The 16,972-nt window shown below is 50.0% G+C and carries 15 protein-coding genes, 1 tRNA gene, 1 other RNA gene and 1 pseudogene; 4 read left to right on the forward strand and 14 right to left on the reverse strand.

Annotated features, from left to right (window positions below; genetic code table 11):
- Positions 1 to 193: 193 nt before the first annotated feature.
- The 10 genes from mazG to V3U24_04960 form a co-directional block, all read right to left on the reverse strand.
- Positions 194 to 1,015 carry a nucleoside triphosphate pyrophosphohydrolase gene (gene mazG / locus V3U24_04915; GenBank protein MEE9166790.1) on the reverse strand — a complete coding sequence of 274 codons (822 nt, stop codon included), beginning with the start codon at positions 1,013 to 1,015 and terminating at the stop codon, positions 194 to 196.
- A 4-nt stretch (positions 1,016 to 1,019) separates the two neighbouring features.
- Positions 1,020 to 2,261, reverse strand: coding sequence for a hemolysin family protein (locus V3U24_04920; protein MEE9166791.1), 1,242 nt, complete (start codon positions 2,259 to 2,261; stop codon positions 1,020 to 1,022).
- On the reverse strand, positions 2,258 to 2,701 hold the full coding sequence (gene ybeY, locus V3U24_04925; GenBank protein MEE9166792.1) for an rRNA maturation RNase YbeY: 444 nt from the start codon (positions 2,699 to 2,701) through the stop codon (positions 2,258 to 2,260). The genes V3U24_04920 and ybeY overlap by 4 nt, the downstream gene beginning before the upstream one ends.
- A complete protein-coding gene (locus V3U24_04930) occupies positions 2,698 to 5,040 on the reverse strand; it encodes an HDIG domain-containing metalloprotein (GenBank protein ID MEE9166793.1) in 2,343 nt (780 codons plus the stop codon). Before V3U24_04930 ends, ybeY begins: the two co-directional genes overlap by 4 nt.
- Positions 5,037 to 6,218 (reverse strand): acyl-CoA dehydrogenase family protein, encoded by a 1,182-nt coding sequence (locus tag V3U24_04935; protein MEE9166794.1) that lies wholly within the window; start codon positions 6,216 to 6,218, stop codon positions 5,037 to 5,039. Before V3U24_04935 ends, V3U24_04930 begins: the two co-directional genes overlap by 4 nt.
- A gap of 103 nt (positions 6,219 to 6,321) precedes the next feature.
- The gene (locus tag V3U24_04940; GenBank protein ID MEE9166795.1) at positions 6,322 to 7,314 is read right to left on the reverse strand and encodes a beta-ketoacyl-ACP synthase III; all 993 of its coding nucleotides are present in this window, start codon (positions 7,312 to 7,314) and stop codon (positions 6,322 to 6,324) included.
- Positions 7,311 to 9,023: a single-stranded-DNA-specific exonuclease RecJ gene (gene recJ, locus V3U24_04945; protein MEE9166796.1), complete on the reverse strand. Its 1,713-nt coding sequence runs from the start codon at positions 9,021 to 9,023 to the stop codon at positions 7,311 to 7,313. Before recJ ends, V3U24_04940 begins: the two co-directional genes overlap by 4 nt.
- A gap of 28 nt (positions 9,024 to 9,051) precedes the next feature.
- An RNA gene (rnpB, locus tag V3U24_04950) (RNase P RNA component class A) lies at positions 9,052 to 9,432 on the reverse strand.
- Between the two features lie 35 nt (positions 9,433 to 9,467).
- A complete protein-coding gene (locus V3U24_04955; GenBank protein MEE9166797.1) occupies positions 9,468 to 10,172 on the reverse strand; it encodes a C4-type zinc ribbon domain-containing protein in 705 nt (234 codons plus the stop codon).
- 196 nt (positions 10,173 to 10,368) lie between these two features.
- Positions 10,369 to 10,442: transfer RNA gene (locus tag V3U24_04960), tRNA-Val, on the reverse strand.
- An 82-nt stretch (positions 10,443 to 10,524) separates the two neighbouring features.
- On the opposite strand from V3U24_04960, the gene V3U24_04965 reads away from it, so the two are divergent.
- A complete protein-coding gene (locus tag V3U24_04965) occupies positions 10,525 to 10,860 on the forward strand; it encodes a DUF971 domain-containing protein (GenBank protein MEE9166798.1) in 336 nt (111 codons plus the stop codon).
- Here the strand turns inward: V3U24_04965 and V3U24_04970 are convergent.
- Positions 10,820 to 11,413, reverse strand: coding sequence for a hypothetical protein (locus V3U24_04970; protein ID MEE9166799.1), 594 nt, complete (start codon positions 11,411 to 11,413; stop codon positions 10,820 to 10,822). The two genes, V3U24_04965 and V3U24_04970, sit on opposite strands and share 41 nt — an antisense overlap.
- 488 nt (positions 11,414 to 11,901) lie before the next feature.
- Between V3U24_04970 and V3U24_04975 the strand changes: the two genes are divergently transcribed.
- Together V3U24_04975 and V3U24_04980 are read left to right on the forward strand one after the other, a co-directional pair.
- Positions 11,902 to 12,822: an exopolyphosphatase gene (locus V3U24_04975; protein ID MEE9166800.1), complete on the forward strand. Its 921-nt coding sequence runs from the start codon at positions 11,902 to 11,904 to the stop codon at positions 12,820 to 12,822.
- Positions 12,823 to 12,864: 42 nt separating this feature from the next.
- Entirely contained in the window at positions 12,865 to 13,779 is a 915-nt protein-coding gene (locus V3U24_04980) for an exopolyphosphatase (protein ID MEE9166801.1), read from the forward strand.
- A 199-nt stretch (positions 13,780 to 13,978) separates the two neighbouring features.
- On the opposite strand, the gene V3U24_04985 is transcribed toward V3U24_04980, so the two are convergent.
- From V3U24_04985 to V3U24_04995, 3 genes and pseudogenes are all read right to left on the reverse strand, one after another.
- Entirely contained in the window at positions 13,979 to 14,575 is a 597-nt protein-coding gene (locus V3U24_04985) for a hypothetical protein (protein MEE9166802.1), read from the reverse strand.
- Positions 14,576 to 14,733: 158 nt separating this feature from the next.
- Entirely contained in the window at positions 14,734 to 15,531 is a 798-nt protein-coding gene (locus tag V3U24_04990; protein ID MEE9166803.1) for a hypothetical protein, read from the reverse strand.
- 331 nt (positions 15,532 to 15,862) lie between these two features.
- Positions 15,863 to 16,009: pseudogene (locus V3U24_04995) on the reverse strand (efflux RND transporter permease subunit).
- A 753-nt stretch (positions 16,010 to 16,762) separates the two neighbouring features.
- Between V3U24_04995 and V3U24_05000 the strand changes: the two are divergent.
- The coding region (locus V3U24_05000; GenBank protein ID MEE9166804.1) for a hypothetical protein at positions 16,763 to 16,972 on the forward strand (210 nt) is incomplete at its 3' end.

Consider the following 16,972-nt stretch of genomic DNA (forward strand, 5'->3'; position numbering starts at 1 on the left):
CTCCTCCATTAGGCTACACTCCTTCCAGGGCATAAGTAATCTCCTTTGTCATTATGCCCTAAGTTTAGTCGTTGAGTGTCAACCATGTCCTGACATTCTTGTGTCAACCATGTCTTGAAACCGTACCCTTGATTCTCTTTTATCTTTTTCCTTTTATCTTTGAACTTGGATCTTGGTTCTTGAAACTTGGTTCTTACCCCGAAGGGAGTTTGCGACCGTGCGGGGGTTCTTGATCCTTGCTCCTTGGCTCTTGTTTCTTGAGCGAGTTCCAGATTTCCTCCATTTCCTGAAGGGTCGCATCCTCCACTGACTTTCTTTTCTTTTTGAGCTCCTTTTCAACCAGCTTGAATCGATTGAAAAATTTCTCACTGGATTTTCGGAGGGCACTCTCCGCGGAAATGTTCAAGAAGCGGCACAGATTTACCAGAGCAAAAAGAAGATCGCCCATCTCTTCCTCGGCAGCTCCTTTTCCTTCGGACTGAGCCTCCTTCAATTCCTCGAGCTCCTCAAGAACCTTCTGCCACACTTGATCTTTCCTCTCCCAATCAAATCCCACATAGGATGCTTTCTCCTGGAGACGCTGGGACCGGACCAGGGCAGGGAGGATTTTTGGCACACCGTCGAGCCGAGACTCCCGGCCTTTTTCCTTCTGCTTTGCCGTCTCCCATCTCATCCGGGCACGTTTGGGTCCTTCAGCTTTCTTGTCTCCAAAGACGTGTGGATGCCTCCTCACCAGTTTTTCATTGATGGATCGGATGACCTTATCCAGCTTGAAATGGTGTTCTTCTTCTGCAATCCTTGTCTGAAAAACCACATGGAGTAGAATATCTCCCAGCTCCTCCGACAGAGTTTCCCAATCTTCCTGGTCCACTGTCTCCACAACTTCATAAGCTTCTTCGAGAAAATAGGGGAGAAGGGAACTGTGGGTCTGCTCACGATCCCAGGGGCACCCGTTCTCTCCTCTGAGAGTCTCCACCAGGGAGACGAGATCTTCAAACAACTTCCCGGTCATCATGTCCTCACGTTTCTGTGACAACAACCTGTACGATGCGGTTTCCTGAAACTGTTCTCACTTCAAAATCATAGCCTTCGAATTCGATCCTCTCTCCCGGCGATGGAATATCCCCGAACTGCAGGAAGAGAAATCCGGCCATGGTGTCATATTCCCTCTCCTCGGGGAATGGGATGGGGAGTCTATCCTGCAGATCGTTTATGGCGATTTTCGCGTCAACAAGCCACTGCTTTTTTCGAACAGGGATGATGAGGGGAGAGTCACGGTCAAACTCGTCGCGGATTTCGCCCACCACCTCCTCCACAATATCCTCCACGGTTACCAGTCCGGCGGTACCGCCATACTCATCCACAACGACGGCGACCATTTCCCTCCTCTGCTGGAAATCCCGCAAGAGATCGTCAATCTGCTTCGACTCCGGAACAAAGAAGGGTTCCCGGCAGAAAGAGAGAAGTTCACGAGCGTCCCTGCCTCCGTTGAGATGGGGAAGTAGATCCTTGGCGTAAAGCATACCTTCTATGGAATCGATGCTTTGGTTGTACACGGGAAATTTCGACAGCCGCGTGTTTTGAATGATTTCGATGGCTTTTTCCACCGTTGTTTCCTTCTCAATGCCAACCACATCGATCCTCGGCACCATGATCTCGCGAACGGCGGTCTCTCCATAATCAAACACCGATTTAATCATTCGTGTCTCTTCTTCATTGAGACTCCCCCTGTCTGCACCGAGATCCGCCAGGGTTCGCAATTCGGCCTTTGATTCGAAAAGCTGCTCTTTCTTGAAGGGAAGCCAGCCCGTGAGGAAATGAGTGAGTTTGTACAGCAGTGCGGCGACGGGATAGAGGATAAGGCTGACGATTCGCACGGGGAGGGATACCCGCCTGGCGTAAGTTTGCGAATTCTTGAGGGCGAGTATCTTTGGTGTAATTTCACTTACCAGTAGAATCACCACCGTGACCACCACTGTCTCAGCGGCCAGAAGCAGAGGCACGTTGGCTCCCGCTTTCAAGGCGATGTCGGCGGTGATGAGGGCGGCGAAGAAAGCCATCATGGTATTCACGACGGTGTTTCCCGTCAGAAGTGTGATCAGAAGTCTCCTTGGACGGCGCAGGATTTCCATGATCTGTTCCGTCTCTTTTGTCCGGGCAAGAGTTGTGTTTGAGAGTGAAAAGAAGGCCGCTTCGGCCCCCGAGAAGAAAGCCGAGAATGCCAGGAGCAGAACAAAAACGGTAATTTCGAGTGCGATCAATGTTTCAGGAGACTGCCAACCGCCGCCTGTTCCAGAAGTTGATCTTCGAGCTGGCGCATCTCAGTCTTCTCGATTTGTGTGCTGTCCTTGTGACCCGCGAGGTGAAGACAACCGTGAAAGATCAGGCGACTCAATTCGTCGGCGAGAGATACGCCATATTTCTTTGAGTTCTCCGTCGCTCTTTCCACACTGATGTAGATTTCCCCTTCCATGGGCTCGGATTTCCCGCTGTCGAGTCGGAATGCCAGGACATCTGTAAACTCATTTTTTTCCCGGAATCTCAGTTGCAGTTCTCGAAGCGTCTGATCATTAGTAAGAATTACAGTGACAGTTCCATCCTCAACGCCGCCCCGATTCATAGCGGTTTTCACAAATTCTTCAACGGTGGATGAGACAGCCGTCACATCGCCGTCAGCTACTTCAGTGAGGACAGAAATCATGCAGAAGCGGTGGGGCGGGAGGGGATTTTTTTCTGATCCGGATACTCAATTCTTAGGTGATAAATGCCTCTGAGAACCGGAAGCAATCCGTCTCCTCCTCGCACGTCACCTCGCATCCTGGCGAGATCCCGCATGGTGAGGGGACAATTGTCCAACTGACCGTCCTTGAGTCGTTTTTCAATGATCTTGGTCACCGTGGCGTTGATCTGGCGAAGATCGGGATTTTTTAGGGAACGAACGGTGGCTTCCACCGCCTCGCAGATCATGAGAATCCCTGTCTCCTTCGTGTCGGGTTTCGGGCCCGAGTAGCAGAAGTCACTTTCGTTCACTTTCGAGGGATTGCCGTTGGCCTGATCCACGGCTTTTTGATAGAAATACTCGATCCTGTCTGTGCCGTGGTGCATGGGAATGAAATCACTGACGGCAGGGGGCAGGCGATATTCCCTGGCAAGTTTCAATCCGTCTTTGACGTGGCTGGTTATGATCCGGGCGGACAAAGTTGCGGACAGATTGTCGTGTTTGTTATCGCTTCCCAACTGATTTTCCACAAAGTATTCGGGGCGCATCAGTTTGCCGATGTCGTGATAGTAGGCTCCCACACGGCAGAGGAGAGGATTGGCTTTAAGGGCGTTGGCACATGATTCGACCATATTTCCCACCACGACGCAGTGATTGAAGGTTCCGTTTGCCTCCTTGGACAGTCGTTTCAGCAAGGGATGATTGAAGTCTGACAATTCCAGGAGAGTAAGGTCGGAAGTGACTCCGAAAACGATTTCGAGCAGAGCACTAAGACCGAAGGTGATAAAAGGGGCCAGAATCCCACTCATGCCGATGAAAAGAAAATCGTACCGAATATGGGTCCATTCTGTCCGCTTCAGCATTCCCAGGGCGGCAATCGCCAGAGCACCGCCAACGACTATATAAAGAATTGCCGAAAACAGCTGCGCCCGGGTTCGTAGTTTTCGCACGGCATAGATGGCAGCAACACTGGTGAAAAGAGAGACGATGACAAAATCGAGCTTGTTGCCGATAATGAAAGCGATAAGGATGGAAAGGGCCACCATCGCCATCACCGCAATCCGGGCATCGAACAGTACCGTCACAACCATGGCGACAACCGTAACGGGAACGAGATATTCAGAAAGACCGAATGTGAAAACGAAGACATAGGCCAACGCCACCATGAGGAGGTACATGGTGCCGAACAGGAGAAGCATCTTGTTGTCCTCAAACAACGTACGCCGGTAAGTTCTGAGGAAAGTAAAAAAGAAAGATAGAATGACCCCCACAAGCAAAATACGGCCCACCCACGGAAGTATGACTGCCAGTCCTGTTTCAAATTTCTCCCGTTTGTCGAGTTCATGCCTGTATGAGTCCAGCTTCAAGAGAACTTCCCGTGTCACCCGTGTGTTTGCGTCAACAATTCTTTCGTTCTCCATCACAATTCCCTGATATCGGGGGACCTTGGCGAGTGCATCCGTTTTACGCTCCTCCGTCTTCTCCTTATTGAAGATCACGTTTGGTTTCATAAACGCCACGACAATATCGTAGCCGATTTTACTCAGAATATTGTCTTCTTCCGGGTATGCGTTCCGCAGTTCGTCTTTGGTTCTGACTCCCCATGCCTCCTCGAGATCGTTGAAGTCGCCAATCTTGAATAGTTCCAGCACATCACCAGCGTCAACGGCAACCTGGTCGCTTTTGATCTCTGACTTTTCGATATCGAAAATACCCTCGGCCCACCGGTTCCTGCAGATGTTGATTACGGTCTGTTTGAATTCCTCATAGTCGATCTCCCGGCCATCCGAGTGCATCTTTTGGATGAAGTTTTTCCAGAGGGGATTTGAAAGATCGAAGGGGTAGTTACCGCGAAACGACTCCTCTGCCTGGCTCAGAGCAGCGCTATCGGTGACGGCGACGGTGCGTACCTGTTCATATTGGTCGGTGTAGCGGTAGGCAAAGAGGAGAGACTGAGTCTCGTCATATCTTTCCCTCGCCGCGTGTAGTTCCACAGCAGACCGAAAAAAGGATTCGATCCCCTCGGTCTGCTCATTGACGATCTCCTGTTGTCGAGCAAACAGGTAGGGTGTGGAGCGGATTTTTTCATCCATATCCGCCTGCAGTTTGTTTTCCTCCTTCAGAATGGGAAAACTGAACTGGGCCACAATTTCTTCCCTTGTGATATCGTCCAAATTGTAGTTGTATTCCAGCGACTTCCCCCGGGGAAAGAAAAGTGAGAGAATCAATGTAAGACCGGTGAAAATCAGGATACGGCGTGTCTGGTTCCCCTCCCTGTCGTTGTTATTCTTTGACTTTTTTGACCCAAAAAGTGGTTTCATGACGAGGTAACGGATTGTGGCTCATGCTCTGGAAAGGAACTGATTAATTCCCGGAGAATAATGAGACGCTGAATCTCGCTGGTTCCCTCTCCTATCGTCAGCACCTTTGCGTCACGGAAGAATCTCTCAACGGGATAGTCCTTAATGTAACCGAAACCCCCGAAGATCTGAATCGCATCGATGGTGGTCCTCATGGCCACCTCTGAGGCAAAAAGTTTTGCCATGGCTGCTTGTTTGATCACCTTCTGTTTCAAGTCGTATCGTCTGGCAGCTTCGTAAACGAGCAGTCTGGCAGCTTCAATCTCCGTTGCCATGTTCGCAAGCTTGAACCCCACGGACTGAAATTGATAGATGGGTTTTCCAAAGGCCTCCCTTTCCCGCGCGTATTTGAGGGCTGCTTCATAAGCCCCCTCAGCAGTGCCAACTGCCAGGGCACCTACGGAGATTCGTCCTCCTATGAGTGCTTTCAGGAAGGTCTTGAAGCCCTCCCCTGGAGTTCCCAGCAGATGATCCTGGGGAATGTGTAGATCCTCGAAGAATACCTGCCGCGTATCCGAAGCTTTCCAGCCCATTTTCTTTTCAGGGGGACCTAGCTTCAGACCGGGGGTATCAGTTTCGACAACGAAAGCACCGATGCCCTCGGTCTCTCCTCCGATAAGCGTGACGGCGGTGATGAGGAGCAGACCTGCAACACCGGCGTTGGTTGTAAAGATTTTTCCCCCATTTATGACCCACTCATTTCCGTTCAGGACAGCGGTTGTCTTGGTGGCTCTGGCGTCGCTTCCGGCTTCGGGTTCCGTGAGCCCAAAAGCACCGATCATTTCACCGGAGGCGAGCTTTGGGAGAAACTTCTTTTTCTGTTCCTCGCTGCCTATGAGAAGTATCGGTGTGGTTCCCAAAGAGGTGTGGGCGGCCATGGTAATGGCCGTGGATGCACATATCTTGGCCAGTTCACAGACGGCCGTGGCATAGGCCACATGATCCATGCCCGCACCACCGTATTTTTCGGGGATGGGAATACCCATGAGGCCCAGCTCCGACATCCTCTGGACAATCTCTCGTGGAAACCGGGAGTTACGATCAATTTCGGCAGCGATAGGGGCTACCTCATTCACGGCAAACTCCCGGACCATATCTCGGAGCATCAACTGTTCTTCGGAAAGGAATAGTTCGTTCATCGTTCAGCTGGGCTGGAGGCTACATGCGGTCCCGCAGAAGGTTACAAATACAATTTACCTTCGTCATGAGTCCCTTGCAAATCAATCCAGGGTATAGAGGTTGTTACCACCGAATGGCTGCCGAGGCCCAGGTGAACCCCGAGCCGAATGCAGCGGCGATAACAATATCACCTTTGCCGAACCTCCCTTCGCTGTAGGCCTCCGACATGGCGATGGGGATTGAGGCAGCCGTGGTATTCCCGTATTTATGGATGTTGCTGTAAACCATGTCCATATCCACTCCCAGTCTCTTGGCCACAGCCTGGCTGATCCTCAAGTTGGCCTGATGGGGAATGATGAGCTTGACGTCATCGAGAGTGAGGTTGTTGTGATCCAGCGCTTCATGGATAACTTCAGGAAACCTGACGACGGCGTGCCGGAAGACTTCACGCCCGTTCATGGAAGGTATGTGGAGGCCTTTGTCCATGATTTCCCGGCTCAACCAGGGCTTGTACCGGCTTCCAGGGGCCGCCAGCCATAATTCCCTGGCATATTTCCCATCGGAATGGAGGTGGGTAGAAAGAATACGTGAATCCGAATTGGTTGCCTGCAACACGACGGCCCCTGCGCCGTCTCCAAAGAGAATGGCCATGTCCCGGTGTTCCGTTTCAAACTTTATGGCTGTGCTCTGGATTTCCGCACCGATGAGCAGGACGTTTTCATGCGTGCCAGTTTTGAGGAATTGATCGGCGACAGCGAGACCGTAAACAAAACCGGAGCAGGCAGCTCTCAGGTCAAAAGCCCCCACATTTTTCATTCCCATCTTTTCCTGAATTTGAACCGCCGAACCGGGAAAGAAGAAGTCGGAGGAGATGGTGGCGAAAATGACCAGATCGATATCTTCCGGTGAAAGTTCAGCCATTTCAAGGGCTTTTTCCGCAGCCGTGACGCCAAGGTCAGAAGTGCCCACATCCCCCTCGGCGAAATGCCGTTCCTTGATTCCGGTGCGTTCCGTTATCCAGTCGTCTGATGTATCCATCAGTTTTTCAAGATCGGCATTGGAGACAATTTTTTCTGGAGCGTAATGACCTATACCAGCGATACGTGCGTGTTTCATGATGTCTTCTCACCGCTTTTCTTGATATCCTGCAAGTTCAACTGAATGGACTTCTTTCCTTTCCATTCGTTCTCTTCCACACGGAAGGCGAGGTCAACGGGATCGCCTGTGATTAGCTGTTCATAATGCTTCGCGAGATTAAACCCGATGACGTCGTATCGGGTCGATCCCTGTCTGGCAGTGAATTTTAGATGATCGCCACTACCCACAATGCGAGGTGATCCTGCCACCTGAACATTTCTTGACACGAATTGGGGGCGGCTATTGCCGGGTCCATAAGGAGCCAGTTTTTTCATAAAGTCCATGAATTGCTTGTCAATAACGCTCAATTCCATTTCACCATCAATGTGCAATTCCGGAACCATGTCCTCGGGGCCAAGAGATTCATTGGCAAGATCCACAAAGGCCTTTCGAAAACTCTCAAGATTCCGGGCTGAAATATTCAGTCCGGCCGCCATGGGATGTCCACCATAGTCGTCAAGATAAGGGGCGCATTTCGCCAGAATTTCATACACATCGAACTTCGAAATGCTTCTGGCCGATCCTTTTCCCCTTTCACCGTTCATGGCGATGGTAACCACGGGCCTGTGGAATTCTTCCTTGATCTTTGAGGAAACAATCCCGATGACACCGGGATGCCACCCTTCCTTCCAGAGAACAATCGCTCGTTGATGTTCCAGATCGACTTCGGCGTTTATCTTCCGGTGCGCTTCATCCACTGTTACCTGCTGAATGGTCTGTCGAGAGCGATTCTCATTATTCAATTCCCTGGCGAGATTTACGGCCTCCCCAAAATCTTCGGTGGTGAGTAACTTCACCGCCCGGTTGGCATCTCCTAACCGTCCTGCCGCGTTGATTCTGGGTGCAACCCAGAATATGAGCCTGCCCACTGTGAGCTCCTTTCCCGATAGGCTGCATACATCCAGAAGAGCTCTCAGTCCAGGTCTGGCTGTCTCCTCCAATTGGTGAATTCCATTGGAAACGATAATTCGATTTTCATCAATGAGAGGTACAATATCTGCCGCGGTTCCCAGGGTTATCAAATCGAGGTGTTCTGAGGCGTAATGGAAACCGCAGCCAATCAGCTGGGCCACGGCGCATACAAGTTTAAAAGCCACACCCCCTCCACACAATTCCTTGAAGGGATAGGAACAGCCCGTCTGCTTGGGATTAAGAATGGCAAAGGCTTCCGGTAGAGCGGTTCCGGGTGTGTGATGATCCGTGATAATAACCTCGATGCCTCTACTGTTTGCGTACTCGACTGCCTCCACCGCACTGATGCCGCAGTCGCACGTGATGAGAAGACGAGCGCCCTTTTCCACCGCTAAATCGACACCTCTGCTGGAGAGACCGTATCCCTCCTTTTCCCTATCCGGAATGTAAACAGAAGGACGGGCACCCACTGATCTGAGAAACAGAAAAAGCATGGAGGATCCCGTGGTGCCATCAACATCGTAGTCACCGAAGACCAGAATGTGCCCTCCTTCCCGGATCTCTTCAGCCACTTTTCCTGCTGCCTTCTCCATGTTTAGCATGAGGAAGGGATCATGAAGCTGGTCGATGTCCGGTGAGAAGAAGGGCTGCGAATCGCTGATGGAACGGATACCCCGGTTGGCGAGGACACGTGCCATGATTTCGGGAATTTCGAATTGGCGTTGGAGGTTCCCCACGAGCTGCTGGTCAACGGGTTTATTCTTCCAGGTACTCATAATAGGAATCTTCGGGGGTAAACAAAAGAATCAGAGCTGGTCTGTAAGCCGAATTCTGTAACCCTCCCGAGAATCCGGGAGAGCGGCGATCATTCATCTGGTCCCAACTTCACAGTCGGGATCGAGCGACCCACCCGTCCCTTTCGATGCGGGCCACATCGATTCCAGGACTGCTTGATCTTGCACCGGATGGGGTTTTCAGAGCTTCCCGATTTTCACCGGAAACTGGTGGTCTCTTACACCACCGTTTCACCTTTGTCCCGATAGTCACCGGGACAGTCTACTCTCTGTTGCACTATCCGTATCCCGAACAAGTCGGGATCCCTCCCGTTAGGAGGCATCCTGCCCTGCGGTGTTCGGACTTTCCTCCCCCCCGACATGTCGGGAGGGCGATCACCCGACCAGCTCTGATGTCAAAAAGCTTCAGTTCAAAGGAAAGAAGGTCTAGTCTTCTCTCCAGTAGAGAATGCGGCGGCAGACCGGACACTGAACTATGGTGTGGCCATGGCGGATCTCCACCAGCGACTGGGAGGTGACCCGCGAATGACAGCCTCCACACGCATGGTCAACTATGGGTACCACAGCTACACCTTCTCTGGCACCCCTCACCCGGTCATACAGCCCCATGTACCGGGCATCTATTTTGGGGGTCAATGCTTCACGTTCCAACATTAGTTTTTTGTACTGTCTTTCTGTTTTTGAAATGGTTTCCGCCAACTCCTTCTTTCTCAAGCGCAACTCTTGCTCCATATGTCCTGTCTCGAGCCGGTCAAGCTTTACCTGCTCCTCAAGTCTCTCATTCTCTTCACTCAGTTCTAGCTCCCTCAATTCTTCTTCGTCAACTTCGCCCTTCAAATGGTCAATTTCGCTCATGAGGGCATCATACTCCCTGTTCGTTTTCACCAGATAGAGTTGGTCCTTCAGCTTTTCAATCTTGCCCTTCCTATCAGTTTCTTCTCCCTGAATCCGGCGAATTTCAACGGTAATTTCTTTGAGTCGCTTCTCATTTACTTTAGTGGACAACGTCAGTTCCTCAATTCTTGAGGTGAGTTCCTCTACTTTCCTGGGTAAATCTCCTTTCAGATGTTCCAGCTCGATAAGTTTGGAATCTACCTCCTGGAGTTGCAGCAGCTGACTAAGTTCCGACACAATCCTTTACAAAGATACAAAAAATGCACCTCATAGGTGCATGATCTGTTCGTCTACGTCTCAGGACTTGGAACGTGGCTCTGATTCCAAGTCCTTCCACGGATCATATCTCCCGCGCCAAAGGCCGGCTTGTCATGAGATTCATGTTGTTTCTGTTTCCTTCGATGCAGTCACTGGTTGTGTTTTGACAGCTGCGTGGGCCCGGCAGGATTTGAACCTGCGACCTCTACGATGTGAGCGTAGCGCTCTAACCTGCTGAGCTACGAACCCCTTTCAATTTCTACCTTGCTGGACACCGGTCAGTGGCGCAAATTTAACCGAAATGGCGTGAACAATCAAGGAGACGTAAGCCATGTCACCGTTGTCAATGGAAGCATATGACGTCGTGAATGATATCCTTGTCATCCGGTGGAGTGACGGGGAAGAGAGTTATGTTTCTCTGAAAAAGCTGAGAGATGCGTGTCCTTGCGCCGAGTGTGCCGGAGAAAAAGATGCCCTGGGAAATGTCTATGGAGGCTACGGCCGCCCAAAAGGGGAAACGGGATATGAGATGGCGAGCTTAAGATCCGTGGGGTACTACGCGATTCAGCCTTTCTGGAAGGATGGTCATGACACGGGGATCTACCGTTTTGAGTTGCTGCGCAGCCTCAGTTCCTCCGGGGATCGCGGCTCGAATCGCGATAAATGACCAAAATCTTGTTTCTCTCAGGGAAAAGCTCCCAATCCTGTGGCTCATAGATGACATGGATCCAACGGTTCTCCGGGAATGTCCATGTCGCCCTCACAAAATCGTTCTTCTCAAAGCGCCCGCCGAGGTTCGTATCTTCATGAACCACTTCGTTTCCATATTCCCTGCTTAACCGGCCCAGAATCTCTTCCAGTCTTCTTTGGTGGTATTCAAGATTATCCTGGTCTCTCCGTTGGAGATCCCACCTCAGCCCGATTTCTTCCTCGATCCAGAATACGCCTTCCTCTGGATGCACAAAGACACGAAGTTTTGAGATACCGCTGAGTGGAAAATCAGGAAATTCCAGAACCGTATAAACCTCTCGTGAGATCTTCTGCACCGATTGCACATCGTGTTCATCGCTCAAGGACTGAATGACATCCTCCTGTGCTGTCCCGAAATGGATGCCGTATGCTCCTACCAGGAGCTGGGCGGTTTCTGTGGTCAGAGTACCTGATTCGACCGTCTGCCACGATGGTGGAAAAAGAAGAAGGACAAAAAGAAGCGTCTCCATAATCCTTGACCGAATCGTGAAAGTACGCCATTCTGCTCCTAAAAAGACACGCTATTTCGCACCATCCTCATACTCCTGATCTAATCTGTAAAGTATGTGGCGGTGCTTTCAGTTGACGGTTATGCACTCAATTTGGTTGAATTTTGGTGAACGTTTGGTAGATTCCCTTTGTGAGAGGTTAGGCCGATACACTCAATAGCCACCTGTTTGACTGAGCTGGCAGAGGCCGTGATTCTTTCAAGACGGGTGCATTCTGATCCACATGTGGCTTCATGTTCAATGGGGCCATCGGAATGAGGGCGTGCTGGATTGGTGATAATCATTTGCTAAATGGCCTGTCTTCGCAGAATCTATCAGGCCTGAGAATAGGGAGGAATTGGCTTTATCAGATCTGTTGAGTCAAGGTTCACTGAAAGCCGACCGGAGAGGAGGAAGTTCCTTATGAGTCATTTCAGCGAACGCTCTTAAAAAACAGAAAGGGGAAAAGTATGAGGGTCATCTACAGAGGAGATCTGGACGGTGTAGTATGTGCGACAATCCTGATGGACTTGGGCCTGTGCGATAAACTTGTGCAAATCCATCCCAAGGACATGCAAGATGGAAAGGTAGACGTCACCAGTGAGGACATCATCTGCAATCTCCCCTATCATCCAAACTGCAACATGTGGTTCGATCACCATTCAAGTGAAATCGACCGGACAGAACTGCCTGCCGACTTCAAAGGATTAGTCGACGTAGCCCCCAGCGCTGCCGGATTGGTGTACAAGTACTTTCTCACAGAACATCCTGAGTTGGGGAAATACGATCAGCTGGTTCATGATACGGATCTGGTTGACAGTGCGAACCTCAGTATGAATCAGGTCAAGAATCCCACTGGCGCTGTTCTCTTGGGTTTCTTGCTCGATCCACGCACCGGTTTGGGACTAATCCATGACTTCGCCATCAGCAATTATCAGTGGGTGTCACAGGTTCCCGAGTTACTTACAAAACACTCCGTGGGTGAGATTTTGGAAATGTCTGATTCCCAGGAACGAATCAGGAAATACCACGAAATGCAGAAGGAAGCCGGCGAGTTTTACTCTGAGAATAGCCACCTTGATGGGAACGTTATTTTGACGGACGTTCGAGGCAAGAAGATTCCTCCGGCCAATCGTTTCTTGATCTACACCCTGCCAGGTCTTGACCGGGGAAACATTTCCGTGAGGATCGCCGACGGAAAGAAAGGAGAGTTTGACACCATTTCCGTGGCGCATTCTATCTTTGTCAGAACGTCTACCGTTGACGCCGGGAAGCTGTGCATGAAACACGGAGGGGGTGGCCACAAGGGCGCGGCCACCTGTCAACCTTCCCTTAAGGAGAGCGACAGAGTGTTGAGGGAGATTGTCGAAGCATGCAGGGAGTCAGGTTGAAACTGAAGGGACACGTCAAACATCAAGATATGAGGAGGTGATATGAGAGTCATCTATCGAGGTGATCTGGATGGAACAGTCTGCGCAGCCATCCTCGAGGAAGTGGGGCTGTGTGACGAATTGAAACAGGCTCATCCGAAGGATATGCAGGAGGGAAGAGTTGATGTTTCAGACCAGGACATCATTTGCAATCTGCCTTATCATCCTAACTGCCACATGTGGTTTGACCACCACTCCGGGGAAATTGATAGGACGCGGCTTCCGTCAGATTTCAAGGGGCTCGTGGAAGAGGCTCCCAGTGCCGCAGGCCTGGTGTACAAATACTTTTTGCCGGACCATCCCGAACTGAGAAAACTCGGGGAAATTGTTCGTGATACCGACCTGGTCGACAGTGCCAATCTGACGCTGGAGCAGGTCAAAGAGCCTCAGGGAGCAATCTTGCTCGGGTTCCTTCTCGATCCACGCACCGGTCTGGGATTAATTCATGATTTTGCCATCAGCAATTATCAGTGGGTGTTGCAGGTCCCCCATTTACTCACAGAGCATACGGTAGATGAAGTTCTGGCGATGCCCGACACCCAGGAACGGATCATGAAGTACCACGAGCTGCAGGAGACAGCCGCCGAGTTCTACTCGGAAAATTCCTACCTTGATGGAAATGTCATTGTCACGGATGTCAGGGGAAAGAAAATTCCCGCTGCCAACCGGTTCTTGATCTATACGCTGCCGAGTTTGGAAGAGGGTAACATTTCTGTTAGAATTGCCGATGGCAAGAAGGGAGAGTTCGACACTATTTCGGTTGCCCATTCCATTTTTGTCAGGTCCTCCACAGTTGATGCGAACGAACTCTGCAGAAAGTACGGTGGTGGCGGTCTCAAAGGTGCGGCGACCTGCCAGCCTCTACTGGATGAGAGCGATAAGGTTTTCAAAGACATTGTAGAAGCCTGCAAGGAGTGAAATAGGGTCACATCTTTGATAAATTAAGTATTGACAAGATCTCTCTACCCGCCCTTTATTTGTCCATAACTTTTGTTCTGAGCCATCATTTCTCGTAATCGAGGGGCAGCCAACATGGCAAGACCTTTACGCACCCCGCCCGAGCGGGACAGGTAGAATGTCCCGGAGCGTATTTCCATAATAGCGGACAGAGTTTGATTTAGATATTCACAAGATAGGCAAAAACCCCGAGAAGAATCAAGATGAGACCAGTCACCCTTTTTTCTCGGTGTTCCAAGAAGTTCCATTTCAGTTTTTCGATTCCTTTCAGGGCTGAATTGACTAAAAGAACCATCCCCAGAACGGTTGTGACCAAATAGACCGCAGTTACAGTCATAATTCCCAGCCAACCAAGGGAACTTGCGAAGAAATAATAGGCCTCTATTTCAATACATGGTGAAAAGAACATCGCCATAGTCAGAGAGGTAATAATGGCAGATTTCGATCTCCGGGAACCCACTTGATTGACCTCCAAATGATGTTTCAGGTGGGAATCCTTCACATCAATCATCAGGTAAACAGATCCGAGACCTACCAGGATAATAGGTGCGACAATGTGTGTGATGAATGCGTATGAGGATGACAACCTGTAACCCATCAGACCGATGACAATCCCGATCAGGATGGTGCTGGCTGTATGGGCAAAACCCGCCATAGCCGTTACACCCAGCGTTTCAGTTCGTGTCCATTTCTCCGCTCTCCCAATTGCGACCAAAGGAATCCAATGGTTGGGAATTAGAGCGTGAACGACACTCAAAATGAAACTACCGATAAATATTTGTAGGAAACCAATCGACATTGATGAGATTATTCAATTGACGTAATCGCTTGCTCCAACTGCATCATAACTACTTGGTCGGTTTCATTCTGTAACGCTTTGTTTAACGCGTTAAGAAATGTCTTTTGCTGTGTGCACTAATCGTATGTGATCCCGTTTGCTTTCTCCGTCAGAATCTTCCAAAGTACCTCCAACATTTCTTCTTGTTCGATCCGTTTACCATGCTCAGCCTCAACGGTGACGTGCAGCGCTCCAAGGTTCACACAGTAATCGCTTAGCATTCCCCGGTCTGGCGGATGTTTTGCCCTGAGGGCGACATTATGACCCAAGGAGGATAAGGCAGTAAACAGACTATCAGCAGTGACAGAAAAAAAATTGTCCGGGTCCCCCTGGCGATTGAGATACACTTCCTGGGTATCTTCTCCGTACCATTCTCCGGGATAAAAATCGTTGATCGTCATTTTGTATGGCGTATTGTTGTGAATTGCGATGATGACCATACCTCTTTGAATATTGAGCAGATCCACAATCGTGTCCCGGAAGGCCGCAGCGATGGCAAAGACTCTATCGGTGTTATTGTGGTAGTATTCGAGAGAGGCGCGCAGCCCCGCATCTGAAAACATACGGTTGGGATCGAACCGGTATAGCACACCCTCCAAACGTACTACCACTTCCCGGCCACGACCATGCCGTAACTCGATCAACCGACCACCGTGCTTTTCGATGAACGCCAGGCCCGCTTCGGCAGCGGTATTCTCGTTGTCATGGAGGTTCAGAAGCGTGACGTCTGCGCCGGGCTCTTCATACATATCCACCCACACTTTCTCTTCACCCAGAAATAAAGTATGCGTAGTCTTCGACACGGACTGCGTAAACCCAGCCTGCGCCACTAAATAGAGCAGACCGACCAAGTAGACATGGCTGTTTGGTTTCATCTGTGAACAATACTTTGATTCAACCCGATCCTAATTAACAGAAGGCCTGCCAAGAATCCTTGCGTAGATTTCCGATTGATCGCTTCTACCTCACTATTTTTAAGGGTAGATATTTCAACTAAACAACAATTGACAATCAGTTATCTTGCGGTATCCGTCCTCATTTTCGATTTCCACTGTGGCATGATGAATATTCGCCTGTTCACACAAATCGTTCACATCACTCTTGACCCTTACATATTCATTGATCGGTGTTTCATCGGAAACCACAGCACGGGTTGAAAGAATAGCAGTGCTATTTGTAGACAGTCCACCGATGATTTCCTCCAATTTAGGTTTTTATTTCTGTTTCGATTTCGACGGAGAACCATTTATGAAGGGCGGGAATAACCAGTAGAGTTAATGTTGTCGATGTTATCAGTCCTCCGACCACCATGGTTGCTAACGGACGTTGAACCTCGCTACTGATTCCTTGAGAGACAAAGAAGGGAGATCATCCCCATAGCAGCCTCCGGGCCGCCTTAAAGCTCCGTGGGGCGACGCTTCCCGACGAGACTAGGCCTATCATCTGTAATTGAACTGGAATTTAGCCTGAAAAAGCGGCGAAAACGGTTGATTCTGTCGCGAGGCTTCGGGGTGGGATCAGCTAGTCATCAAGATTTTGACCGCAGACGAGGAAGGAACATGAGTCTACGACCTCAGCTTTGTAAGGGCGGCGCATTCTCGACGGAAGAAGTAGGTCTGGTTGCAATTTGGTCTGAAAAACGGTTGATCCTGCCCCCTATTTTGGGGGTGGGATCGGCCATTCAATAGAAATCAACATATGTTTTCTGACCAAGATCGCTTTCAGCGGAAAACCCTTGGGGGGTGGAGGGTTTGTCAAATGAAGTTGCCACTCATTGTAGAACAGTTTTCGTCAATTTGAGTCAAGCAAAGTTAAATTACCAGTCCCCATTCTTTGGACCACTCTTCGTCTACCTGGTCAGATTAATTCCTCTGTCTGCCAACCGACAGAACCGGTTCTCCAGAGATACGTAAACTTATAGAAGCAATCGGAAGCGGACAGCTAGTTCGACCAATAACAAGAATCTGAGTGATATTGCGAAGGGAGACAAGAAGATGACGACGGCCCTTAAAAGATTCTCAGGCAACGGTCACTGGCTCTTACGAACGGCATTGGTAGTAAGGTGAGGCTTTCCAAAGCATAACAGGATATTGTTGGAGAAAAGATATGAGGAAATTCCCATTGCTCCCGGAAATTGCAAAAAGTAAAGGTGGAAAGAGTTTCCCCCTGGTCTTGTACTACACGATTGCCAGCATAGTGGTAATTGCGATAGCATCTTTTCTGGTCAACTATATTTTCGCTAAAATTGAATTCGGAAGGATAGTGCAAGTAACCGAGAGGAGAGCAATCCAAGAGGCTGATCACCTAAATACTCTC

It is taken from the genome of Candidatus Neomarinimicrobiota bacterium, assembly GCA_036476315.1.
Classification (GTDB): Bacteria; Fidelibacterota; Marinisomatia; order Marinisomatales; family S15-B10; genus JAZGBI01.

Bases quoted from the DNA above. Each gene is read 5' to 3' on its own strand.
- mazG (MEE9166790.1), bottom strand. From the start codon at position 1,015: ATGATGACCGGGAAGTTGTTTGAAGATCTCGTCTCCCTGGTGGAGACT.
- ybeY (MEE9166792.1), bottom strand. From the start codon at position 2,701: ATGATTTCTGTCCTCACTGAAGTAGCTGACGGCGATGTGACGGCTGTC.
- V3U24_04930 (MEE9166793.1), bottom strand. From the start codon at position 5,040: ATGAAACCACTTTTTGGGTCAAAAAAGTCAAAGAATAACAACGACAGG.
- V3U24_04935 (MEE9166794.1), bottom strand. From the start codon at position 6,218: ATGAACGAACTATTCCTTTCCGAAGAACAGTTGATGCTCCGAGATATG.
- V3U24_04940 (MEE9166795.1), bottom strand. From the start codon at position 7,314: ATGAAACACGCACGTATCGCTGGTATAGGTCATTACGCTCCAGAAAAA.
- recJ (MEE9166796.1), bottom strand. From the start codon at position 9,023: ATGAGTACCTGGAAGAATAAACCCGTTGACCAGCAGCTCGTGGGGAAC.
- V3U24_04965 (MEE9166798.1), top strand. From the start codon at position 10,525: ATGTCACCGTTGTCAATGGAAGCATATGACGTCGTGAATGATATCCTT.
- V3U24_04970 (MEE9166799.1), bottom strand. From the start codon at position 11,413: ATGGAGACGCTTCTTTTTGTCCTTCTTCTTTTTCCACCATCGTGGCAG.
- V3U24_04975 (MEE9166800.1), top strand. From the start codon at position 11,902: ATGAGGGTCATCTACAGAGGAGATCTGGACGGTGTAGTATGTGCGACA.
- V3U24_04980 (MEE9166801.1), top strand. From the start codon at position 12,865: ATGAGAGTCATCTATCGAGGTGATCTGGATGGAACAGTCTGCGCAGCC.
- V3U24_04990 (MEE9166803.1), bottom strand. From the start codon at position 15,531: ATGAAACCAAACAGCCATGTCTACTTGGTCGGTCTGCTCTATTTAGTG.